Genomic DNA, 21,275 nt, shown 5'->3' with positions numbered 1-21,275 from the left:
GACGGGGCTGCCGGCGCCTCAGAGCAGATGGCGCTCGGCGACGGGGTGGCCGAGGAAGCTGTGCATGGCGAACTCCCAGCCGTAGGAGCCCGCGTACGGGAAGACCACCAGGTCACCGGCGCGTATCCGGTCCACCAGGACATCGCGCAGCAGGGTGTCCTCCGGAGTGCACAGCTCGCCGACGACCGTCACGCGCGTCTGTTCGGCGCAAGGGCGGGGACACTCCTCGGGCCAGTCCTCCACGGGCAGCACCGCCATGTTGTGGACGATGTCCCAGGAGGTGGGGAGCTGGAAGTGGTTGATGCCGCCGCGCAGCACCACGAACTCCTCGCCGTAGGACTCCTTCACGTCCGTCACCTCGGCGGCGTACCAGCCGCAGTCCGCGACCAGGAAACGGCCGGGCTCCAGCACCACCTTCACGCCCGCGGGAACCTCGACAGCCGCGGCCAGTTCGCCGAAGCGGGCGACGTCGAAGGGCTTCTCGCCCTCGAAGGCGACGCCGATGCCCCCGCCGACGTCGATATGGCGCAGCTCGATCCCGTTGTCCTGGGCGGTCCGCACGCTCCACTCCACACACCAACGCAGATACGCGGCATGGGACTCGGCGTCGAGGTTGTTGGACGCGGCGTGGATGTGGAAGCCGATCACATCCAGCCCCGGCAGCCGCAGAGCCTCGCGCAGCACCCCGGGCACGTCGGGCTCCGCCACCCCGAACTGGGAGGGCACACCCCCCATGTGCAGCGAGCCGGTGACGGGGATCGTCGCGGGATTGACGCGAAGCGCCACTCGGGCGCGGAGCCCTTCGCTGACCGCTATCCGGCTGATCCGGTGCAGTTCGAGCAGACTCTCGGCATTGATCGCCTCGGCTCCGGCCCGGACCAGGGCGGTGAGGACGGGGACGGATTTCGCAGGCCCGGCGGCGACCACCGGGGCCGGGGCGTCCCCGGCCACCGGCTTGGCCGATACAGCGAGTTCGAGCTCGGCACAGGAAGCGACCTCGAAGCCGTCGACATGTGGGGCCAGCGCCTGGACGACCCCGGGGAAGGAGTTCGCCTTCACGGCGTAGTAGACGGCTGCCCACTCCGGAAGCGCCCCGCGCAACTCGCGCGCACGCTCCGCGGCGACAGCACCGTCGTATACGTAGGCCGACACCGGCCCCGCGGCCTGCGACAGCTCCAGCAGACGGTGACGGACCGCTACGGGGAGCACGTCTATGGGATAGGCGGATCGCGGGGCGGCGGACGGCGGCAACTGAATGGACACGGCTCTGCCTCGGGTCGGGGTGCGGGAGGTTGAAGGTGTTCAGCGGTGGTCGAGGTCGCGCTGTATCACCGCGCGTGAAAGCGCTGTGCCTGAGTTGCGCGGCAGCGTGTGCCCGTAGACGAATCCGTCCAGGTCATCGCCGCCCGGCGCGGCCCCAGCGCGAAGCCGGGAACCTGCGCACGCGGCATCGAGCGGTGCGAGATCGGCGGGTTGCTGTGGTCACTCGGTGAACCCATGGGCCCGGGCGTGATGGCACTGTTCGAACGAGGCACGGGTCCCCCCTGAGGAAAACGGACTGTCGGGCAGCCGCACGGCCACATCCAACCACTTAGGTGAGCCTAACCTAATGGTTTGCTGGATTGTTTCCAAGGGGGGCGACTGCCGTACGTCCTATTCAGGGCGTTTGTTCCGCCGTACGGAGTGTGTTGTTCGCCGAGACCGCATGGGCTGAAGGGCCGTCAGGCCAAGAGGGCGACTTGGGAGTTGTCGTCAAAGCGTCACGCCCGCATCAGGAGCGATGCGAGGGTGACGGCTGCCCGGTAGGACTCGGCGGTCTTGTCGTAGCCAGTGGCAAGCGACCACAGGACTACGTCCTTGGTGCCGGTCCACCCGGCCCGCGGTCCGATTCGCTGAGCCCCCGGCAACGCCTAGCGTCGCACCATGCGTATAGGACTACTTGGCACCGGCAACGTCGCCCGAGCACTGGCCCACGGCTGGAGTGCCGCAGGACACGACGTGCTCCTCGGTTCACGTCGGCCCAAGGAACGGACAGACCTTGGTCTCCCCGTGGCGGGCCTGAGCGAGACAGCCGCCCACGCAGAGGTACTGGTCAATGCCACCCCGGGGGCGGTCTCCGTGGAACTGCTGCACTCCATCGGGGCGCCGGCGCTGGCCGGCACCCTGCTGATCGACGTCGGGGTCGGCCTCTCCGACGACTTCACCGAGCTCTCGCACCCCAACAGCAGCCTGGGTGAACAGATCCAGGAAGCCTTCCCGCTGACCCCCGTCGTCAAGACGCTGTGCACCATGGACTCCACCGTGATGACCGCCCCGGACGGCCTCGATGGCCCGAGCACCGTCTTCCTCTCCGGCGACGATGCCGAAGCCAAACGGACCACCGGCCGCCTGCTCACCGACCTCGGCTGGCCCCCGTCGTCCCAGCTGGACATCGGCGGCATCACGACCGCACGCGGACAGGAGCACTTCGCCCTGCTCTTCATGGGCATCGCGGGCGGCCTGGGTGCCCACACGTTCAACATCAACGTGGTCACCCGCCCCGCCGCCTAGGGTCAGCCGCGGACGGTTGACATTGCGCCCGGCGACTTCTCCGGCGACGGCGGTGGTTACCGGGCAGCGCACATGAGAACGGCCCCTGACCGAGTTGCCTGGTCAGGGGCCGTTCATCTGCCGTGGGTGTGGGCACGGCAGGGGCACGGGCGCCTTTTGATCCGTAGCTCCACGAGGCTAGCCGTGCCACGAGTCCTGAGAGAGGTGGAGATCGTCGTAACCATTCATGTACAGCGAAGAGGTGGCGGAAATGTCACTCGTGCCGGGGAATGTTCTGCCGAAGCAGCCCCGCGTATATCCCGCGTTGAGCGTCGACTCCGAGCAGTAGTATGTGTAGCTGCCCTGATAGGTACCGCCCGTGTTGTATGTATTGAGTTCGCCACGGATAAGGGCGGCCTTGGTGCCACTGTTCTGCACCACAAGCACAGCCTGGGCACCACCACTGGAATTGCGCACGATACACGTCTTGAATTTGATATTGAGCGACAGACGATGCGCCTTGTACGGCGAACAGTCCCAGTCCGAGTTGGTACTCACCGCCTGCCAGTACGGAGGAATCGCCACCGCGGGGGTGGCGGTAGCAAGGCCGGAGCCAATAACTGCCGCGCCTGCGGCGAGCAGGCTGAGAAGTCTCTTCTTCATCAGGTCTCTTTCCTCAGTAGTTGTCGTTCGGTCGGCGTCAGGGTAAGCGGGCCCCCACAGCGGACAGTTGGCAAGGGCGGTGCCCAGATCGCAGCGGCAGTACCTGACTTGAGCCGAACGAGGCGCCGGGTTGACGACTGGGGTGATGCCGCCGCCCACCTTCGCGGCCGCTTACTTGCAGGTGTATTCCCAGCCCTTGTCGACGCGGGCGGTCCAGCCGTCGACCGTCAGATTGAATTGGCCTTGACTGGTTACCAGTCAGCCGTAGGACTGGCTACAGGCGGGGACGATCCGAGCAGAAGAAGACCAGCATCTACTGCAGCAGTCACAGAAAAGCGCCGCATGGATTGTCCCCCGTCGTGGTGGTGCGCCGCTTCGCGGGCACGGTGAGGACCATATGCCTGATCGTAGGGGGACTTCAAGGCTTGGGCGTTGGCTCTCCGGATCCACCTCGGCGAGGCAGTCGGGGCGGCAGACCACCCGCTCTTGACCGCGCAGCGCAACACCGTCTAAAGCCGGCTAGAGCGTGTGCAGAAGACGATGATTTGGGCATTTCCCTTTTGTGCATGGGTCGTTGAGGGCTGGGCCGTTGTGCAAGGAGACATTTGGCTGCGGATGAGGCAGTTCGAGCGTTGTTGAAGGTGGTGCGGGAACGGGCGGGAACGGTCCCGGTGGCGGGCGGCCGTGGTGCCTGCCGCTGGCGGACCGAGTGCTGCGGGTGGCCGTCTTCCACCGCACGAACCCCGTTGGAGTCCACTACCCCGCGGCCGCCGCGAAGCCGCGTCTGGGCGCTCCCCTCGTCGCGTCGATCAGCGCGCCGGCAGATGGTGGCATCCACGTCAGTCCAGTTCCTTGTCGTCGAGGACAGCACCGACAGCCTTGCTGACGATGCCCTCATCTCGCGGGATGTACTACTCCAACTGGCCTGGTCCTGCCGGGCAGTGAGGCACGCAGTCGGGGCAGGCGTACACCGCCCTGGCGGTATTGGGGCGGCGCTCGATGACGCGCACGAGGACCGGTGCCTCGGTGCTGCGCTCGCAGCGACAGCAGACGCGTGCCGGGTGACGCGGTCCGGAGGCGTCGGCCAGAGCCGCCCGGAGCGCGAAGTGCAGTGGCTCCGGGCCTGTCCGATACCGCTGGCGGGTCAGCGGTACGCGCCAATAGAGCCCCGGCCCAGATGTACGGTGCTGGGCCGGAACCGCCACGTGACAACCAGGCCCGAGCACCTGGACCTGCGGCAACCGCCAGTGGTCGGCGGCAGTCGGCCGGATCAGCCAGTAGAGGACGCTGCCGTACCCGTCCTTGATCACAGCCCCCGTATCGTGTCCGAGGTGCTCGAGGGCGCGGACTCCGAGACTGAGCGGCACGCGTACCGCGTCCCACCATCGCCCGGCGGGCAGGGTCCGTACCTCCACGCCGTACGGCTCCACCCACTGCTGGGCTCTGCTGATTGTCATGGCGCTCTCACCGGCTCTCCCATCGGATGCAGTGACCGTAGGACGCGATGGGGGCCGCCACTTATGCGTACGCGTAGGGAAGTTCCCCCCGCACGCAGCGTGTGCGGTGTGGTCTCGCTCCGAAGCCGTACGACGGCTTAGCGTGATGTGTCGTATTGGAGTTCGAGCATCATGGAGGCCTCTGATGGGGGACCAGTCCCGCTTAGTGATAGACCCCACCGGCAGCGACATCCACGGAGAAGCCGACCGCATACGCGAGAAGGGACCGGTGACGCGCGTCGAGCTCCCCGACGGCGTCGAAGCATGGGCGGTCAGCAGCACCGAGCTCCTCAAGAGGCTGCTCACCGACCCTCGCGTGTCCAAGGACCCGCGGCGTCACTGGCCCGTGTGGATCAACGGGGAGATCTCCCCGGAGTGGCCGCTGTTCACCTGGGTCGCGGTGCAGAACATGTTCACGGCGTACGGCGGTGAGCACAAACGGCTGCGCACGCTCGTTTCCAAGGCGTTCACCGCGCGTCGGAGCGCCGCGATGCAGCCTCGTATCGAGGAGATCACCAAGGGGCTGCTCGACCGGATCGCCGAGGCCTTACGGAAGGGTGAACCCATCGATCTGCGCGAGGAGTTCTGCTATCCGCTGCCGATCCAGGTGATCAGTGAGCTGTTCGGGCTGCCCGAGGAGAAGGGCTCCGAGCTGCGCGCCGTCGTGGACGGCGTCTTCCACACCTCCGCCACGCCGGAAGAGGTCACCGACAACTACGCCAGGCTCTACGCGGCCATGGGAGAACTCGTCATCCTCAAGCGGGAGTTGCCCGCCGACGACCTGACCTCCGGACTCATCGCGGCGCGCGACGACGAGGGCGACACCCGGCTGAGCGAGCAGGAACTGCTCGACACGCTCGTGCTGATGATCAGCGCCGGCCACGAGACCACGGTCAACCTCATCGACAACGCCATCCACGCCCTGCTCACCCACCCGGAACAGCTCGCACACGTCCGCGAGGGCCGTGCCAAGTGGGACGACGTCATCGAGGAGACCCTGCGGGTGCAGGCACCGGTCGCCAGCCTGCCGCTGCGGTACGCCGTGGAGGACCTGGAGTTGAGTGAACTGGGCGGTCCCGACGGGGTGGTGATCGGCAAGGGTGAGGCGATCCTGGCCGCGTACGCCGCCGCCGGGCGCGATCCCGGGAAGTACGGGGAGGACGCAAGCCGTTTCGACGTCACCCGGCTCGACAAGGAGCACCTGGCCTTCGGCTACGGCGTGCACCACTGCCTCGGCGCTCCGCTGGGCCGCATGGAGGCCCGTATCGCGCTGCCGGCGCTCTTCGAGCGGTTCCCCGGCCTCGCCCTTGCCGTGCCGCAGGAGGAGTTGCGGCCTGTGGATTCCTTCATTTCCAACGGACATCGCGCACTGCCCGTACGCCTCTCCTGAGTCAGTCGCCTCCGATCATTCCCGTTCGATCACTCTCCCCGCCACCAGGCCCGGAGCGAGGACCACACGCGCTGCGGGCCTTTGGGCGCCGGAGTCGCCGAAGTTGCGGGAGCCGCCGATGGAGTTGGAGTCCGCTCCGGGCTCCCGGCAGGCACGGCAGGCCCCTCGGGGCCGGAGCCGGCGGCGGGCGGAAAACGTACCGGGAGGGCGGCGAGCGCGCGGTGGAAGGGGCCGGGGCGCCAGGTCAGTTCCTCGACGGGCACGGCCAGCTCCACATCGGGGAGGCGGTCGAGGAGCTTCTCGACCGCCACCGCCGCGATCAGCCGGGCCGGGCCCTGCGCCGGGCAGGCGTGCGGACCGGCGCTCCAGGCCAGATGAGCCCGGTTGCCCGCGCGTTGATCGGCCGTCAGAGCTGGGTCGGTGTTCGCGGCGGCAAGGCTGATGACGAGGGGCTCGCCCTTGCGCAGCAGGGTCCCTTGGTACGTGACGTCGTGGACGGGGAAGTGCGCGGCGTAGTTGGCCATGGGCGGGTCGGTCCAGAGCACCTCGTCGAGGGCGTCCTCCACCGGCAGGCTGCCGCCCGACAGACTGCCCGCGAACCGGTCGTCGGAGAGCAGAAGCCGCAGGCTGTTCGCGATCAGATTCTGCTCGGGCTCGGTACCGCCGCCCAAGAGCAGGACGAGGGTGTGGACGAGTTCCTCGTTCGTGAGCTCCGCGTGGTGGGCCATGAGCCAGGACGTCACATCGTGCCCCGGCTTCTCGCGCTTCAGGGTTGCCAGGTCGATCAGGGTCCGGGTGAGGAGATCGTTCGCCTTCTCGGCGTCCACGCCGTCGAAGATCCCGGACATGCCCTCGACCAGTCGGTCGCCGTAGTCGGGCGGGCAGCCGAACAGCTGGTTGAACACCAGCAGCGGCAGGACCTGGGCGTATGCGCCGAGCAGATCCGCCTTCCCGTCCGATGCAAACCGATCGATGAGCATGTCGGCGCTCTGCTCGACGTAACCGCGCAGTGCGTTCGGCTCCACGCGGCCGAGGCTGTCCGTGACCGCCTCGCGCAGCCGGCGGTGCTCCTCCCCGTCGGTGAACAGGGCGTTCGGCCGGTACGCCATCATCGGCGCGACCGGGGTGTCCGGGGGGATGGTGCCGTCCGCCAGATCGCGCCAGCGGCGGGGATCCTTGGAGAACGTCTCCGTGCTGCGCAGCACGTACAGGGCGGCGTCGTAGCCGGTGACGAGCGTGGCCCGGACGCCGGGAGCCAGTTCGACCGGCGCGGTCGGTCCGGCCGCGCGCAGCCGCCCGTAGACGGCGGCCGGGTCGGCGGCGAAGCCCGGGCCGTACAGCGGCTCGCGTGAGGGGCCGCAGTCGCCGGTGTGATCGGGGCGATCGCTGCTGTGAGCCGGGCAGCCCGGCGGTGGCACGGAGTCGTGTGTGGAGTGCTCGGGAGTGGGTTGGGCGAAGGTCACGCTTGCTCCAGGGGGCGTGGTGCGCTGTTGCGGGACTGGAGGTACTCGACGAGGGTGATCAGCGCCCGGGCGGACGAGGACCGGTCGCGGGCGTCGCACCGTACGAGGGGTGTTCCGGGGAGCAGATCGAGGGCCTCGCGGATCTCGGCGATGCCGTATGCGGGAGCGTCGTCGAACTGGTTGACGGCCACCGCGTACGGCAGGTCGAGCTCCTCCAGAACCCCCATGACGTCGAAGGACTGGCTGAGGCGGCGGGTGTCGGCGAGGACGAGCGCGCCGAGCGCTCCCCGCGTCATGTCCTGCCACAACCGGGTGAAGCGCTGCTGTCCGGGGGTGCCGAAGAGATACAGCACGAGGCGGTCGCTGAGGGTGAGTCGGCCGAAATCCATGGCGACCGTGGTGGTCGTCTTGTCCTTGGTCCCCGCCAGGTCGTCGACGAGGGCCCCGGCCTGCGTCATGACCTCTTCGGTGTGCGGCGGCCGGATCTCGGACAGCGCGCCGACAAAGGTGGTCTTGCCGACCGCGAAGTGCCCCACGATCAGGAGTTTGACTGCTGTCTGAACACTGCGCCGCAGATAGACGTCTTCAGAGGAGGGAGCGGAGCCCATCGAGCACCTCCTGGAGGATGCGGGCCTCGGAAGGCTGGGCTGACGGGATGGGCGCGCGGGTGACGATGTGGCCGCTGTCCATGAGGTCGGCGATCAGCACTTTGACGACGCTGACCGGCAGTGACAGATGTCCGGCCACCTCGGCGACCGAAAGGGCTCCGGGCCGGCACAGCTCCATCAGCCCACGCTTCTCAGGACTCAGACCGGTCAGCGGCAGGTCCTCGGCGCCGATCAGCAGAGTGACCAGATCCAGAGTGTTGCGGGTCGGGTAGGCGCGTCCGTCGGTGACCACGTACGGCCGCACCAGCCCTCCTTCGGGGCGGCGCCTGCGGGGCGGCACGTACACCTCCGTAGGGCGAGTGCGTGTCGACGGACACGCTGAACCCGTACCGGGCGGCGAGCACTCCGATGACGGCGAAACCGAACTGCGGAGGGTCGTCGAGCCGGGTGACATCCACGGCTTGCCGGCTGGAAAGCAGTACGGAGGCACGCTCCTCCACCTGTCCGTCCATGCCGACGCCCGCATCATCGACCACGATGCACGCGCCGTTGTGCACAGACTTGATGTTGACCTCGACCGTCGTGTTGGGCTGCGAGTGGCGCGCGGCATTGTCCAGCAGCTCGGCGACCGTGAGGACCACCGGCTCAACCAACCGGCTCTCGACGCCGATGTCGACCTGTCCGTGCAGGTGCACTCTCCGGTAGTCGCGGATGCGTGACTTCGCGCCACGTACCACCTCGGTCAGCGCGGAGGCGGCCCGCTGCCGTCCGGGCCAGGACCCGCACAGCACGGCGATGGCCTGTGCGCGGCGGCCGAACTGGGCGTTCGCGTGGTCGATCTCCAGCAGGTCCCGCAGCACGTCGGGGTGGTCGTGCCGCGACTGCATCTGGGAAATCGACACCTGCTGCTCGTTCGCCAGGGCCTGGATCGAGCGCATCGACGTCTTCAGGGCGGCCTTCGCCGAACGGTCGGCCCGGGTCTGCGCGTGCTCGACCGCGCTGGAGAACCGTTCTACGACGTCTTGGAGACTCTTCGCGAAGTCGGTGCCGGTCAGCCTCGCGTCGAGCAGCAGCCCGGTCTCCGGGGTCGACGGGTGCGGGGTCGACGGGGGCGGTGCATCCTCCAGCGCGGGCAGCCGGACCGAGACCAGCTGCCGTACCTCCTCGTCACGGGCCCGTAGGCCGTCCGCCAACTCGGCGTTCCGCTCGCGCACGATCGTGGTGATCCCTCGCTGGCGCCACCAGCAGCACGGTGACGGCGAGCAGGCCGACGGCCAGGCACCAGAAGACCGCCTCCGGTATGTGTTGTGTCATGGAGTCCTCGAGGCAGGCGTGAGATGGCGGGGCGGCCGACGGTAGACCAGCGGGCACACCCACACTTGCTCACGCACGCAAGGAAGTTGTCAGCAGACGAAGCGCCCCGCGTGGCCCGGAATGTGTGTGGGTTTCACGGAATCCACCGGAGGCCGGAGACCGGGAAGCTGTAATACACTGCGCGCCCGTAACTGCCGTTATTGGCAGGTTAGTTGAGGATTCACACAGTACTGAGGGGGTTTCGGTGCCCGCGGGAATGTACAGCGTGGAGTCGTTGTCGACCGGGGACGTGGCACCGTGTGAGCGCGCCGAATTCTGGCGCGAGCACATCGCGTCGTACCAGTCCCGGATGGGCTACAGATATTCGCGCGCAGACAACTTCCGCGGTGAGACGATCCGCCAGCACACTGACGCCTATCAACTCGTCAGGTTCTGGTCGGACGAGATCGAGTACACCCGGACCACACGTCAGGTGCGGCAGGACCCGGACGAGAACTACCGCTTCCTGCTTCCGCTCAGCGGAGACATCGTGCTGCGGCAGGACGACCAGGAGGCACGGCTGACGCCGGGGACCGGCGCCCTCGTCAGCTTCGGCGCACCCTTCGAGTGCCTCCAGAGCGCGTCCACGGACGCGTTCATCTTCACGATCCCGGCGCATGAGGTCGACGGCCCAATGAACCGGAAATCGCCGCTGGCGGCCGGGCTGGATCTGAGGAGGGGCCTGGGCCGCGTGGTGGGCTCCATGCTGAACGGCCTGTACGAGGAGCGCGACGACCTCACCGACCCCCAGTTCAACGCGGTGTCCGACCGTGTCGTCGAGCTGCTGTGCATGCTCGCGGTCGGTGACGACCGCCCGGACGTGCCGGGGCATCTGGCCCAGGTGGAAGCGATGGTGCGTCGCTACGTACGCGGGCACGCGGCCGATCCGGAGCTGACCGGCGCGGAGATGGCGCAGGCGCTGGGGTGGTCGCTGCGGCAGGTGCAGCTCGCGCTGCAGCGCGTGGGGACCACGCCCCGGGAACTGATCAGGGAGGAGCGGCTACGGCTGGTGCGGGACCGGCTGCGGTGCGCGGCGTTCGAGCACATGACGATCAACGATCTGGCGTACGCGTCGGGCTTCTCCTCCGCGAGCGCGCTCAGCACCGCGTTCCGGCAGCGCTTCGGGCTGAGTCCCCGCGAGATGCGGTACGGAAGCCGCTGACCCGGCGGCCGGGGTCGGCCCGGCGGTCGATGTACACGCCCTTGATGACACGCAGTCGGTCTTTCAGCTCGGGCCGTCTTTTAGCCGTCATCCTCCGCAATCGCCCAGCTCGGGCGCCTGGCTGATGCCTGTCGGGCCCGCCCTGGGCGCATCATGCTGCTGTCGGGTGAGCCATTGGCGAGTTCCGGTCGCGGACGCTGCTGCCCGCTCGAGTGCTCTGCCGTGTCACCGCTGCTGCGGATGCCGAGGCCCGGTGCGCCCGGCGTGGACAGTGGACCATGGCGCCATGGACGTGTGTCGCCGGAGCCGTGGGCTGGGGAGAGGTGAGAGACCTCCTGGTGAGATATACCGAGCAGTCGGCAGGCATCACCTTGGCTTACGCACAAGTCCTTGACCAGTGTGCGAGCGGCATCGGCGAGTGTCTGCTGTTCGGCAGCATCGGCCGCGGCACGGCGCCTTCTTGCCTCCAGCACGCTCTGCAGCAGTGATGCGAATTCGGGAACCACCAGCTCCACGGTGATCGTGTCCCGTCGAATGCCAAGTGCTTCGGCGATGGTGTCGCGCGCCATGTCCTCAGCCTCATCGAGGGTGCGGCACTGGGTGTGGATGGAGAGTTCCGGAATGTCGACGGCCCACCACCGGCCGATTCTGTGCAGCCGTGCTTTGTAGCCAGCGCTCACGGACTCGGACTCCTTGATCTCTCGGCGGTGACGTTCGGCTGTCGCACTGTTGCCCGGATGCATCGGCACGGCTCGGCCGCACAGTCGCGGATGAGACGGGGCGCGTTTTGGTCAGGGCGAGCAGACACCGACGCCCGATGACAACGGAGCAATCAGCCGGTGCACAAGGCGATCAGGCACACCTGCGTCGGTGATGTCGGATCGACCGCCGGCGTTGTCAGCACGAGGTTCGCAGTCGCGCTGTGGAGGCGATGGGCAGGCGGGGCAATGTCCGGAGCGTATGCGCCGCACCCTGGACACGCGAGTGCCCCATCGAGGTTCCGGCGGCACGAGGAGCAGTAGTCCATCTGGGATCTTTCTGTGCTGGCTGCGCTTCCAGGGACGCCGGCGAGCTGTTTCAAGTTCGCACGCGGGATCGAGCGGCCAGTAACGCTAATGGCACCCGCCCAAGGTGGTGCGCAGCCCTTGTGACGCTGCTGCAAAGATTCACCGGCGGTGATATCACGTACTCCGGGACATGTCGTCACGAATGCCGGGGTAAGGCACTGGACTTGGCATCGTGCCATTCAGGGGCGCATCGCGGCATCCGGCGCGCGGTAGGAACGACCGACGGCGCCGCGTCGTGAGGCCCGCAACATTGGTCTGATCACGGGCCTCACCGATGTAAATGACGCGCTCGACCTGAATTCGGTCAGAGGCGGCGTACCCTCGCGGCGATCCCATGGCCGAGCAGAAGGTAGATCACGGCCGGTAGGCCGTAATTGAGGAAAACCCGGAGACCTTCGGTCTCCATGGTGAAGATGTCCTGGGACCACCCGGCGAGCCAGTCGGCCATGGCGTGCACAAAGCCGACGAAGACGTTCCCCTGGTTGGCGTCGAGCAGGTACAGCAGGATCCACAGGCCCAGAAAGCCTGCAGCGATGTCCGCGATCGTGTGGATGACCAAGGCTGCCCGGAATGTTCCGGCGCCATCCCGGCTACGCCCGTGGGTGTCCCGGTTACGGTCATAGGGGTTGTAGGGGTCATTTACCGGCATGGGTTCATGGGGATTGCTCATGCCCTCCCTGCTTGCCTCGCGCGAGTGCACGAAACCCCTTTCAAACCTGCGATTGCATAACAGTTCTCTGCTCTCGACCAGCACTCCGATCTGTACCGCGAACGCCGGTGTCCCAATGCCTACTTGGGGTTCCAGGCTCGGGCCGGGCGGGTCGCCGATGGCTGTCCGCTCGTAGCCGGTCGCCTCTGGCCTTCCTCCAGGAGACGTTTCGCTAAATGCCTTGATTGTCCGCAGGATTGACTCTGTTGTCGCATGGTGGTCAGAACGGGGCGCTGCTGCATGCGATGGGCCGGGGCTTGGGTGGATTTGGACCGGAGCAGCGAGATCTGTCCGGTCGGCAGCTGGGGATCCGGATGCCCGACGGGCGTGTGTGGAATCCAATCGGAAAGGTGGTCAACCGCTTTCTAGGCACTGTCCGATGGCTCGTGTGACTGCGCAGTGATCATGTCGTTCTGGCCTGCGTGAGGCGGGGCGATCTGTCGGATACAGAGTGGACTCGGTTGGAACCACACCTGCCGAAGAACGTGGGGCGGGGCGGGCGTTGGAAGAGTCACCGCAGGGTGCTCAACGGCATTCTCTTCCGTCAGCGGACCGCACATGGGAACGGATTCTGCAGGCTCTCCAAGCCGATGCCGACGCGGAGGGCCGGATCGACTGGAGCATGGTCAGTGTGGACTCGACCTCGTGCAGAGCCCACCAGCACGCCTCGGGCGCCCGTAGGACCGCACCGCGCGCTCCGGGCCGGCATGGTCGGCCTGCTCAGCACCGCCCCGACGAGGCGCTGGGACGTTCCCGAGGCGGACTAACCAGCAAGATCCATCTGGTCAGTGAAGGAAGACTCCGCCCCCCGCGTTCCTGATTACGCCGGGCCAGTGGGGCGATTCCCCACAGCTCATCCCAGTCCTAGAACGCGTCCGCGTTCCGCGGCTGAGCGGCGGACGCCCTCGCACCCGTCCCGACCACTTGGGCGGCGACAAGGCATACAGTTCCCGCCGGAACCGTCGCTACCTGCGGCGACGCCAGATCAAGCACACCATCCCGGAGCCGAAGGACCAGCGGGCCAACCGTCGACGCCGAGGCAGCAACGGCGGTCGCCCGACCGCTTTCGACAAGGACAGGTACAGGCACCGCAATGAAGTTGAGCGGACGATCAACGCCCTGAAGCGGTTTCGGGCGGTAGCTACCAGGTACGACAAGCGGGCCTACGTCTTCCCTACGTTCTTCTCCGGGACAGGGTGAGCCCTTCGTATGGTTGACCCGCCCAGGGGTGTCGGGTGTGGCTCTACGTCTTCTGCCGTCTATGGCTTCCGTGGATTGGCCGCCCGACACCCCACGACGACTCGGCTGCTAATTAGGATTTGCGAACTGATCGCTCTGTAGGGAATCGCCAGCGAGGTCGTCCGTGGGAGGCACCAACAGCGCAACGGGCGGAGGAGCCAAGTGGCCGAGATCTGGGCCGGTATCGACGCAGGGAAGACCCACCACCACTGTGTGGCGATCGACGAGACCGGCAGTCGGCTGCTGTCGCGTCGAGTCGCCAACGACGAGCCGGAACTGCTCCAGCTCCTCGCCGACGTTCTCTCCCTCGGCGAGGAGGTGACGTGGGGCATCGACCTGGCCGACGGCGGGGCGGCACTGGTTATCGCCATGCTCCTCAACCATGGCCAGCAGGTCATGTACATCTCCGGCAGGGCAATTCACCGGGCCTCCGAGGGCTACCGCGGCGAGGGAAAGACCGACGCAAAGGACGCAGGCGTCATTGCCGATCAGGCCCGCATCCGGCGAGACCTGCACCCCTTAGGCGCTGGCGACGAGATCACCACCGATCTGAAGATCCTCACCGCCCGGCGTTCCGACCTGGTCGAGGACCGCACTCGGACCATCAACCGGCTCCGAGCCCTGCTCACCGGCATCTTTCCCGCATTAGACCGGGCCTTGGACCTCAACAACACCGGGCCTGTCGTTCTGCTGGCTGGCTATCAAACTCCGGCGGCCATCCGACGACTCGGAGCCAAAAGGCTTGAGACGTGGCTGCGTAACCGCAAAGTCCGCCCTGCCGACCGGCTCGCCGAGACCGCGCTCCGGGCCGCAGAGAGCCAGCACACAAGCGTTCCCGGCGAGAAGCTGGCCGCCCAGCAGATCTCGGCCTTGGCGAACGAGGTGCTCGCCCTCAACCACCAGGTCGCTGAGATCGAAAAGCTCATTGCGGCCCGGTTCCGGGAGCACCCCAATGCTGAAGTGATCGTCAGCATGCCCGGCTTGGGCCCCATCCTCGGTGCCGAGTTCGTCGCAGCCACGGGCGGTGACATGACCGCTTTCGGGAGCCCCGACCGCCTTGCCGGCTTCGGTGGCGTCGCGCCTACGCCCCGCGACTCCGGCAAGATCAGCGGAAACCTCCGCCGCCCTCAGCGATACAACCGACGACTGCAGCGCGTCTTCTACACCTCTGCGTTGATGAGCATCCGCTACTCCGACGAGTCACGCCGCTTTTACGATCGCAAGCGCGCTGAGGGCAAGCGCCACACCCAAGCCGTCATGGCTCTGGCGCGACGCCGCGTCAACGTCCTCTGGGCCCTCATCCGCGACCGAAGGTGCTATCAGCCAACGCCGCCTGTCACGCTCACAGCTTGACAAACACCATTAGGAATCCACGGAACCGTCACCACCGCAGCCATACGGCTCTGGCTCCGAGCCTGAGCCCGGGGCATACGAGCTATCGAGCAGGGTTCCCGCGTCCGACGACGCATCCGCAGAGTCCACTTGATCAACTGGCTTAGGGTTCCTGCATGACGACCACACTCTGTCTGCGGGAGATCACCCCGGCCAACTTCGACGCAGCGATCGGTCTGCGGGTTCGTCCGGATCAGGAGCACTTGGTCGCGCCGGTCGTGAAATCTCTGGCCGAGGCATACGCCTATCCCGGCATAGCTTGGCCCCGCCTCATCCTTGACGGTGACCGTCCCGTCGGTTTCCTCATGGCCTTCTTCGACATCGACTGGAGGGGCGACGGCACAGGCACCGACATCCGTTCCGGTCTCTGGCGGCTCAACATCGCAGATGGCGAGCAGGGTCGAGGTTACGGTCGCTTCGCGGTCGAGTCCGTTGCTGCTGAAATCCGCCGTCGCGGCGGCACCCGCCTGACCACCACTTGGCATCCGGGCACGGGCGGCCCCGAAGGTTTCTACCTCGGGCTCGGATTCCGTCTGACGGGTGAGACCAGCGGAAGCCAAACAGTCGGCGAGTCCCAGGTGAGCACACCCACCGCTGCGTGACCCGCGTCGAACTCGTCGGCGATGTGTGCCGCGTCCTCGTCGGTCATCTTGAGGCCCTTATGGAAGAACCCGCCGATGATCCCGCCGTCGGCCCTGCCTCCAAGCACACCTCCGACCAGGGACAGGCCGCCAGTGGGGATCGCCGCGACCAGGCCGAGGGCGACGCCGACCCCCATGCCTCGCTTGCCGGTCGCGGGATGGCGCGTGAGCCATCCGGTGGCCTGTCGGAGACCACGATACGAAGTATGAGGATCACCTCCCAAGCGGCTTGACGCGATATAGCAGCCTCGGGGGGCGACCAGTGCTCAGGCAGGTCCGTACGGCTGCCAACGCAGCCAACCGAGCCTCTTCACCCGAAGTTGCGTCACGAAGCTGCAGAACACCCGAAGGAGGAAGAACCGCCTGACCACAGGGACACGGACTCAGCGGGGCTCATAGAAACTCACGGGATGTTGCGCACCTACCATCCGAGCCTTACGGGCACTGATCCGCGTCGGTTCGTGGCAGCGATCCCCGGTTCAGGGGAACGCTCAGCCGGGTAATAGCAGCGCTCATTGCCCCATCGGGGGGAAACTCGAAGGAATCGCCAGCAGGCTCACTGCGATGGGCTTTCCTCCGCCACATTTCCGGTAGGAAGGGGGCAGGTCTGTTCCATTCCGACCAAGGAGAACCGATGGCTGAACGCACTGTGCATCGACGCGGTTATCGAGAAGGCCTCGGCGGTGAGATGGTTGCCGAGTTCCTGGGAACGTTCGTCCTGCTTCTGTTGGGCATCGGGTCGGTGGCCGTCGCAGTCGTCGGTCTGCCCGGCTCAGGCCGACAAACCGCGGACTTCGGGGCCGACAACTGGCTCATCATCTCGTGGGGCTGGGGCCTCGCCGTGGTATTCGGCGTATACGTGGCCGGCGGCATCAGCGGCGCCCACCTCAACCCCGCGGTGACCCTCGCCTTCGCGGTTCGAAGGGGTTTCCCCTGGCGGAAGGTCCTGCCCTATTGGCTGGCGCAGGTCGTGGGCGCCTTCGTCGCCGCCGCGCTCGTCTACGCGTCCTACAGGTGGGCGATCGACGCGGCCAACGCCAAGGCGGGAGTCCCGCGGGATAAATCTCTCGGCACATATTCGATCTTCGCCACATTCCCCGCCGAATACTTCGGAAATTCATGGTGGGGACCCCTGCTCGACCAGATCGTGGGGACCGGAATCCTGCTTCTACTGATCTGTGCACTCATCGACACCCGCAATACGGCTCCGATGTCCAATCTCGGCCCGTTCCTCATCGGCCTGGTGGTCGTCGCGATCGGTTTGACTTTCGGTACCAACGCCGGGTACGCGATCAATCCCGCACGAGACTTCGGCCCCCGATTGTTCACATTCTTCGAAGGCTGGGGATCTATTGCTCTCCCCGGGAGTTTCGAATGGTTCAGCGGCTACTGGTGGATTCCCATTGTCGGCCCACTCGTCGGCGGAGTCATCGGTATCGTCGTGTACGACCTGCTCATCACTTCGGTGATCAAGGCCAGGAGCGGGTTGACCGAAGAAGGACCCGCCACCGAAGAGCCTTAGACGCAGCAACTGGTGCCATCCGGCGCACCACCGGCGGCTCGCCTGATAACACCAACGCGGCTCGCCTGAGAACACCAACTATGTGCTTCGCGCCTCAGCCGCCCCCCAAGGGCGATACTCCAGATTGGACGCACCTGGCTTTGCCTCATGATGAGGCGGCTACAGCATTGCCTGACGCGAACCGTCGCTCCTCAGCCTTAGAGACTTCACGAACACGAGAGGAGACGGCAACGACGCCAGGAATTTGTCGGTGCGGTGGACCAGGGATGACCAGCACACACATCATGATCTTCGATCACACCGACAGTAAAGTGGCGAAGCACTAACTCGGGCAGCGCCAAATCCTGCCGCAGTCCGGTTAGGCCGAGCAGGACCCGATTGAGCACGAGATGACCGTGGACCCGCGCAATGGTCATCCCTACTGCAACGCCGTCGTCCAGCAGGACACCCGCACCGACAGTATCGCGAGTTCCCTCGAGGGCGGCGGCCACGGCGAGATCATCCGCCATAGAAAGGCCTGCCTCTGGCAACCTACTTCTCAGGCGGCAAGATTGAGTGGCTGCTGGGAGATATGGATGGACTGCGCCAGGTCTAGACAACAACAAAGTCCCGGGCTGCTGGCCTGGGGCTTTTTCATGGAGCGGGTGACGGGAATCGAACCCGCGCTCTGACCTTGGGAATCAACGGCGCTTCCAGCGCCTACATACACTCTGACCTGGGCAGATGGCTGGCCCTCGCTCTGATAAAGAGGGAATCCTGGCACCCCTGTTGACCGCTGTTGACCACTCTGAAGGGCATGGATGGGGCACGAGTGCGGCGGAGGGTTGTCGTAGCTCTCCTGGGTGCGGACAGGACGTGCCTCTTCGCACGCCGGTTGAAGGGGGGCGAGGCTGACGTTGCGGGTGCAAGTCGATCAGCCGGCGAGGGGAGCCGGTTATCGGTGGCGCCTGCCGGCCAGCGATGGCGGCGGCCTACTGGGGGGCGGATCGGTGCCCGAACCAGTGCAGCCTGCTCCGACGACCCCTGTTCGGGGCGGTAGGGCGGTCGTCTTGGGGTGAGCCGTTCCCCCGCGCGTTCGCCGCGCGACTCTCGTCGGTGGCGGCCGTCTCGGTGCGCGTCTGCTTGAGTCCCCGGCGCTTGGTGCTGCCCCGGCGAGAGGTGCGGCGTGCACCGGTCAGGAGCAGGCTCAGCCCGAACAGCGCCGCCGCTCCGACGACGATGCCGTAAAGGAAGAGCGTGCCGGTGGAGCCAGTCACCTCGAAGCCGAATGCCGAGAACCCGCCGCTGAACTCATGCGCGCTGCCACTGTTGGTGACAACACCGCAGGAAGCTACTGCCACAAGGGCCGTCCGAACGCCGTGCAGCGGACAGGCCGTGAGGGCCGGCCGCCCGGTGGTCAGGTGCTGAGCAGGCGGTCGAAGAAGGATCGGTATTGGCGCAGGGCCAGGCGCAGGTCCTCGGTTTCGACCTCCTCGCCGCGGTGCCATTGGCCTTCCAGTCCCTGTTTGTGGTCCGCGAATGTGCTGGCAAGCAGCTGCATCACCTCGGCGACGAGCCCGTCTGCCGCACGCACCGACCGCTGCGGGTCATCGACGAATCCCTGCTGGATCTCCTGCCACCTGGTGCGGAGGTCTTCTGTCTCCTGGGGCCCGAGAAGCGGGGCAGTATCGGGTTCCTGCGCGGAGGCGTCGTGTTCGCCGGCTGCGGCGTCCGGTTCGTTTCCGGCCTCGTCCGTGATTCTGGTCCTGGGTGCTGCCCGGTCGGCATCGGGGGCTGCCGTCAGGTCATCGTCCGGGCGCTGTTGCGATGCATCTGTCCGAGGCCGGGCGATGTCCTCGGTGGACAGACTCTCTTCGACGGGTTCGGGATACTCGTCGCGTCCGGATGGTGCTTCTCTCTGCATGTCCCTTCACCTCCATGGGGTGCTGGCACGCTCCCGGCCGCTGGTCATTCATCGGCGTTTCTCATCCGGCGAACCGGTGCCGTCATGCAGCAGTTCCTCGAACAGCGCCCGGTAGTGGACCATCGCGCTCCGCAGTTCCTCCGTCGAGGTGTCCCTGCCTCCAGCACGCTTGTTGATCTCATGGGCGACGCGGTAGTGCTCCAGCGTCCGGGAGTGTTCCACCGAGAGGTCCCGCTTCTGTTGCTCGTAATTCTCGGTCGGGTAGCCACGCTCGCTCATGAGCGTGGTCACGAGCCGGTCCGCCTCACCCACGGCCTGGTCGGGACTGTCGACGAAGTGCTCCTGCACGCTGGTCCAGTCCCGGGCGTACCGGTCCCGGACCGTCGAGGGCAGCGGCCTGATCTCCAGAGTTTCATGCCGCTCCTCCCTCGCGCGCAGATCGCGGTCGGCCGCTCCACGGCTGTGCTTCGCCTCGACCGTGCGCTCGTACTCCGGCCCGAATCGCTCCCGCAGGTGCCGGCGCCGGGCCATGGTCCGCAGAACCAGCGCGACCAGAGCCAGGACGACCACGACAGCCACGATGATGACGATTGTCGACATCGCATCCTCCACTCATTGACAACTCGCACCACCAGCCAGATCTGGGGGCGAACGAGGGTCACCGCCGCGGGTGCCGTCCCTTGGTGTGCCACATTCCAGGATTTCACAAATCGCCCTAATTGCTCCTTTGGGGCAAGCGGCTGATTGAAGGCCGCCTGGCGCGACACTTTCGGTGCTCGCCGCTCCCGAGGCCCTGGCCACCGGCCGGTCCCTCCGGCCGCACGCGCAGGGCACCGGCCTCGCCACGGAGGACGGTGGGATTCGTCGCCGCTGGATACCTCCTTTCTCGCCGTGGGTACGCTGAGAGTGGGTGTTCTTCATGGAATGGCTGACGAGGCTTCCAGCGATCGCACGGCTGATGCGTACGCACGTGTGGCGGGCGTTCGACCGGCTGGCCACAGTCCACTGGGCCCGGCTCGCCGCCGCGATCACCTTCACGAGTTTCGTCGCCCTCTTCCCGCTGATCACCGTGGGCGCGGCGATCGGCGCCAAGCTGCTGAGCGAAGACCAGCTCGGGAAACTCCAGGACAAGATTGCCGACCAGGCGCCGGGCCTTTCCGGCCTGCTGGACCTGGACAGCCTCGTTGCGCACGCCGGGACCGTCGGGCTCATCGCGGGCGCGCTGCTGCTCGTGATCGGCATCAACTGGGTCGGCGCTCTGCGCGGGTGCCTGCGCGCGGTGTGGGAGAAGGAGCAGGACCCGGGAAATCCGATCCTGCTCAGGATCAAGGACACCGGGGTGCTGGTCGGTCTCGGCGCGGTCGGGCTGGTCGCGATCGGCAGTTCGGTCTTCGCGAACAGTGCGGTTGGCTGGGCCGCCGACAAGGTCGGGATCGAGGGCGGTGCGGGACGGGCGGTGCTGTTCTTCGTCGGCCTGGCCATCGCCCTGCTCGTCGACTTCCTGCTGCTGATCTACCTGCTCACCCGGCTGGCGCGGGTGCATCCCGGCCGGCGCGCGGTCGTGGTCGCCGGCCTGATCGGTGCGGTCGGCTTCGAACTGCTCAAGTGGTTGCTGACCGGCTATCTGCAGGACGTCGCGGCGAAGAGCATGTACGGCGCCTTCGCTGTGCCGGTCGCCGTCGTTCTGTGGATCAACCTTATGGCCAGGCTGCTGCTGTTCTGCGCCGCTTGGACGGCGACGGCGGTGCAGCCCGGTGAAACAGCCGAGGGTGAGGGCCCGGATCCGAGGGTCAGATCCGCAGCCGACGACGCACCACAGGGGGCGGCCCATCAGCAGCACCGCGCCGCACGGCGCCTCCAGCGCGCGGCCCGTAATGCTGAGCGCGGTAGCGGGTCAAAAAGCCGCTGATTCGCGTGTTTGCCTTGCCGGTCAGGCTGGTCGGCCCCTGGCGGGTTCCACCGCCGTCACAAGAACGGCGACCGTCACCGGGCCGGGGCGTCAGCCTCCGCCACAGCGGCCGCCGAACACCTCGGGCTGGTGAGCCGTTCGGGTCCCTTCCCGGCATTTCGCCCCGACGACTCCGTTCCCTCGCGGTTTGCTGTCGTGGTGCGGGGGAAATCCGACGCCGGTACTCCCA

19 protein-coding genes and 4 pseudogenes are annotated in these 21,275 nt (G+C 66.8%); 11 read left to right on the top strand and 12 right to left on the bottom strand.

What is annotated here, in order from left to right; translation table 11 throughout:
- Positions 1-18: 18 nt before the first annotated feature.
- Positions 19-1,209, bottom strand: coding sequence for a type III PLP-dependent enzyme (locus tag ACFYWY_RS19700; protein WP_389187904.1), 1,191 nt, complete (start codon positions 1,207-1,209; stop codon positions 19-21).
- A gap of 714 nt (positions 1,210-1,923) precedes the next feature.
- On the opposite strand from ACFYWY_RS19700, the gene ACFYWY_RS19695 reads away from it, so the two are divergent.
- Positions 1,924-2,550 (top strand): NADPH-dependent F420 reductase, encoded by a 627-nt coding sequence (locus tag ACFYWY_RS19695; protein WP_389187901.1) that lies wholly within the window; start codon positions 1,924-1,926, stop codon positions 2,548-2,550.
- A gap of 177 nt (positions 2,551-2,727) precedes the next feature.
- Here ACFYWY_RS19695 and ACFYWY_RS19690 read toward each other — a convergent pair whose 3' ends face one another.
- Complete coding sequence (locus ACFYWY_RS19690) at positions 2,728-3,192, bottom strand: hypothetical protein (RefSeq protein WP_389187898.1); 465 nt, start codon at positions 3,190-3,192, stop codon at positions 2,728-2,730.
- A 562-nt stretch (positions 3,193-3,754) separates the two neighbouring features.
- On the opposite strand from ACFYWY_RS19690, the pseudogene ACFYWY_RS19685 reads away from it, so the two are divergent.
- Positions 3,755-3,934, top strand: a pseudogene (locus ACFYWY_RS19685) (IS5/IS1182 family transposase); the annotation flags it as partial.
- A 169-nt stretch (positions 3,935-4,103) separates the two neighbouring features.
- Here ACFYWY_RS19685 and ACFYWY_RS19680 read toward each other — a convergent pair.
- On the bottom strand, positions 4,104-4,649 hold the full coding sequence (locus ACFYWY_RS19680; protein ID WP_389187895.1) for a hypothetical protein: 546 nt from the start codon (positions 4,647-4,649) through the stop codon (positions 4,104-4,106).
- Between the two features lie 184 nt (positions 4,650-4,833).
- Here ACFYWY_RS19680 and ACFYWY_RS19675 point away from each other — a divergent pair, with 184 nt between their 5' ends.
- Positions 4,834-6,078: a cytochrome P450 gene (locus tag ACFYWY_RS19675; protein ID WP_389187892.1), complete on the top strand. Its 1,245-nt coding sequence runs from the start codon at positions 4,834-4,836 to the stop codon at positions 6,076-6,078.
- A gap of 29 nt (positions 6,079-6,107) precedes the next feature.
- Here ACFYWY_RS19675 and ACFYWY_RS19670 read toward each other — a convergent pair whose 3' ends face one another.
- From ACFYWY_RS19670 to ACFYWY_RS19655, 4 genes and pseudogenes are all read right to left on the bottom strand, one after another.
- Positions 6,108-7,541: a cytochrome P450 gene (locus ACFYWY_RS19670; RefSeq protein ID WP_389187889.1), complete on the bottom strand. Its 1,434-nt coding sequence runs from the start codon at positions 7,539-7,541 to the stop codon at positions 6,108-6,110.
- Positions 7,538-8,149 carry an ATP/GTP-binding protein gene (locus tag ACFYWY_RS19665; protein ID WP_389187886.1) on the bottom strand — a complete coding sequence of 204 codons (612 nt, stop codon included), beginning with the start codon at positions 8,147-8,149 and terminating at the stop codon, positions 7,538-7,540. Before ACFYWY_RS19665 ends, ACFYWY_RS19670 begins: the two co-directional genes overlap by 4 nt.
- Positions 8,127-8,453 carry a DUF742 domain-containing protein gene (locus tag ACFYWY_RS19660; RefSeq protein ID WP_389187883.1) on the bottom strand — a complete coding sequence of 109 codons (327 nt, stop codon included), beginning with the start codon at positions 8,451-8,453 and terminating at the stop codon, positions 8,127-8,129. Before ACFYWY_RS19660 ends, ACFYWY_RS19665 begins: the two co-directional genes overlap by 23 nt.
- Before the next feature lie 16 nt (positions 8,454-8,469).
- A pseudogene (locus ACFYWY_RS19655) lies at positions 8,470-9,463 on the bottom strand (ATP-binding protein); the annotation flags it as partial.
- A gap of 244 nt (positions 9,464-9,707) precedes the next feature.
- On the opposite strand from ACFYWY_RS19655, the gene ACFYWY_RS19650 reads away from it, so the two are divergent.
- On the top strand, positions 9,708-10,664 hold the full coding sequence (locus ACFYWY_RS19650; RefSeq protein WP_389187880.1) for a helix-turn-helix domain-containing protein: 957 nt from the start codon (positions 9,708-9,710) through the stop codon (positions 10,662-10,664).
- Positions 10,665-10,744: 80 nt separating this feature from the next.
- Here the strand turns inward: ACFYWY_RS19650 and ACFYWY_RS19645 are convergent, their stop codons facing one another.
- Complete coding sequence (locus ACFYWY_RS19645; RefSeq protein WP_389187877.1) at positions 10,745-11,344, bottom strand: type II toxin-antitoxin system HicB family antitoxin; 600 nt, start codon at positions 11,342-11,344, stop codon at positions 10,745-10,747.
- 691 nt (positions 11,345-12,035) lie between these two features.
- A complete protein-coding gene (locus ACFYWY_RS19640; RefSeq protein WP_389188033.1) occupies positions 12,036-12,380 on the bottom strand; it encodes a hypothetical protein in 345 nt (114 codons plus the stop codon).
- Positions 12,381-12,862: 482 nt separating this feature from the next.
- On the opposite strand from ACFYWY_RS19640, the pseudogene ACFYWY_RS19635 reads away from it, so the two are divergent.
- From ACFYWY_RS19635 to ACFYWY_RS19610, 6 genes and pseudogenes are all read left to right on the top strand, one after another.
- Positions 12,863-13,640 (top strand): annotated as a pseudogene (locus ACFYWY_RS19635) (IS5 family transposase).
- 201 nt (positions 13,641-13,841) lie between these two features.
- Positions 13,842-15,032 carry an IS110 family transposase gene (locus ACFYWY_RS19630; protein ID WP_389187874.1) on the top strand — a complete coding sequence of 397 codons (1,191 nt, stop codon included), beginning with the start codon at positions 13,842-13,844 and terminating at the stop codon, positions 15,030-15,032.
- Positions 15,033-15,187: 155 nt separating this feature from the next.
- On the top strand, positions 15,188-15,673 hold the full coding sequence (locus tag ACFYWY_RS19625) for a GNAT family N-acetyltransferase (RefSeq protein WP_389187871.1): 486 nt from the start codon (positions 15,188-15,190) through the stop codon (positions 15,671-15,673).
- Positions 15,670-15,945: a hypothetical protein gene (locus tag ACFYWY_RS19620; RefSeq protein ID WP_389187868.1), complete on the top strand. Its 276-nt coding sequence runs from the start codon at positions 15,670-15,672 to the stop codon at positions 15,943-15,945. The genes ACFYWY_RS19625 and ACFYWY_RS19620 overlap by 4 nt, the downstream gene beginning before the upstream one ends.
- Positions 15,946-16,346: 401 nt before the next feature.
- Positions 16,347-17,234, top strand: coding sequence for an MIP/aquaporin family protein (locus ACFYWY_RS19615; RefSeq protein ID WP_389187865.1), 888 nt, complete (start codon positions 16,347-16,349; stop codon positions 17,232-17,234).
- Between the two features lie 255 nt (positions 17,235-17,489).
- Positions 17,490-17,823, top strand: a pseudogene (locus ACFYWY_RS19610) (FGGY family carbohydrate kinase); the annotation flags it as partial.
- A gap of 382 nt (positions 17,824-18,205) precedes the next feature.
- On the opposite strand, the gene ACFYWY_RS19605 reads toward ACFYWY_RS19610, so the two are convergent.
- From ACFYWY_RS19605 to ACFYWY_RS19595, 3 genes are read right to left on the bottom strand one after another with little or no spacing between them, the layout of a single operon-like run.
- On the bottom strand, positions 18,206-18,574 hold the full coding sequence (locus ACFYWY_RS19605) for a hypothetical protein (RefSeq protein WP_389187862.1): 369 nt from the start codon (positions 18,572-18,574) through the stop codon (positions 18,206-18,208).
- Positions 18,575-18,630: 56 nt separating this feature from the next.
- Complete coding sequence (locus tag ACFYWY_RS19600) at positions 18,631-19,137, bottom strand: hypothetical protein (RefSeq protein ID WP_389187859.1); 507 nt, start codon at positions 19,135-19,137, stop codon at positions 18,631-18,633.
- 48 nt (positions 19,138-19,185) lie between these two features.
- Positions 19,186-19,737, bottom strand: coding sequence for a hypothetical protein (locus ACFYWY_RS19595; protein ID WP_389187856.1), 552 nt, complete (start codon positions 19,735-19,737; stop codon positions 19,186-19,188).
- A 319-nt stretch (positions 19,738-20,056) separates the two neighbouring features.
- Between ACFYWY_RS19595 and ACFYWY_RS19590 the strand changes: the two genes are divergently transcribed.
- Positions 20,057-21,046, top strand: a complete 990-nt coding sequence (locus tag ACFYWY_RS19590) for a YihY/virulence factor BrkB family protein (protein WP_389187853.1) — start codon at positions 20,057-20,059, stop codon at positions 21,044-21,046.
- Positions 21,047-21,275 lie beyond the last annotated feature (229 nt).

The sequence above is a fragment of the Streptomyces sp. NPDC002870 genome, from assembly GCF_042888505.1.
In the GTDB taxonomy this organism is placed as follows: domain Bacteria; phylum Actinomycetota; class Actinomycetes; order Streptomycetales; family Streptomycetaceae; genus Streptomyces.
Note: the sequence above shows the minus strand (reverse complement) of the source record. Positions and strands in the feature narration are given on the sequence as shown.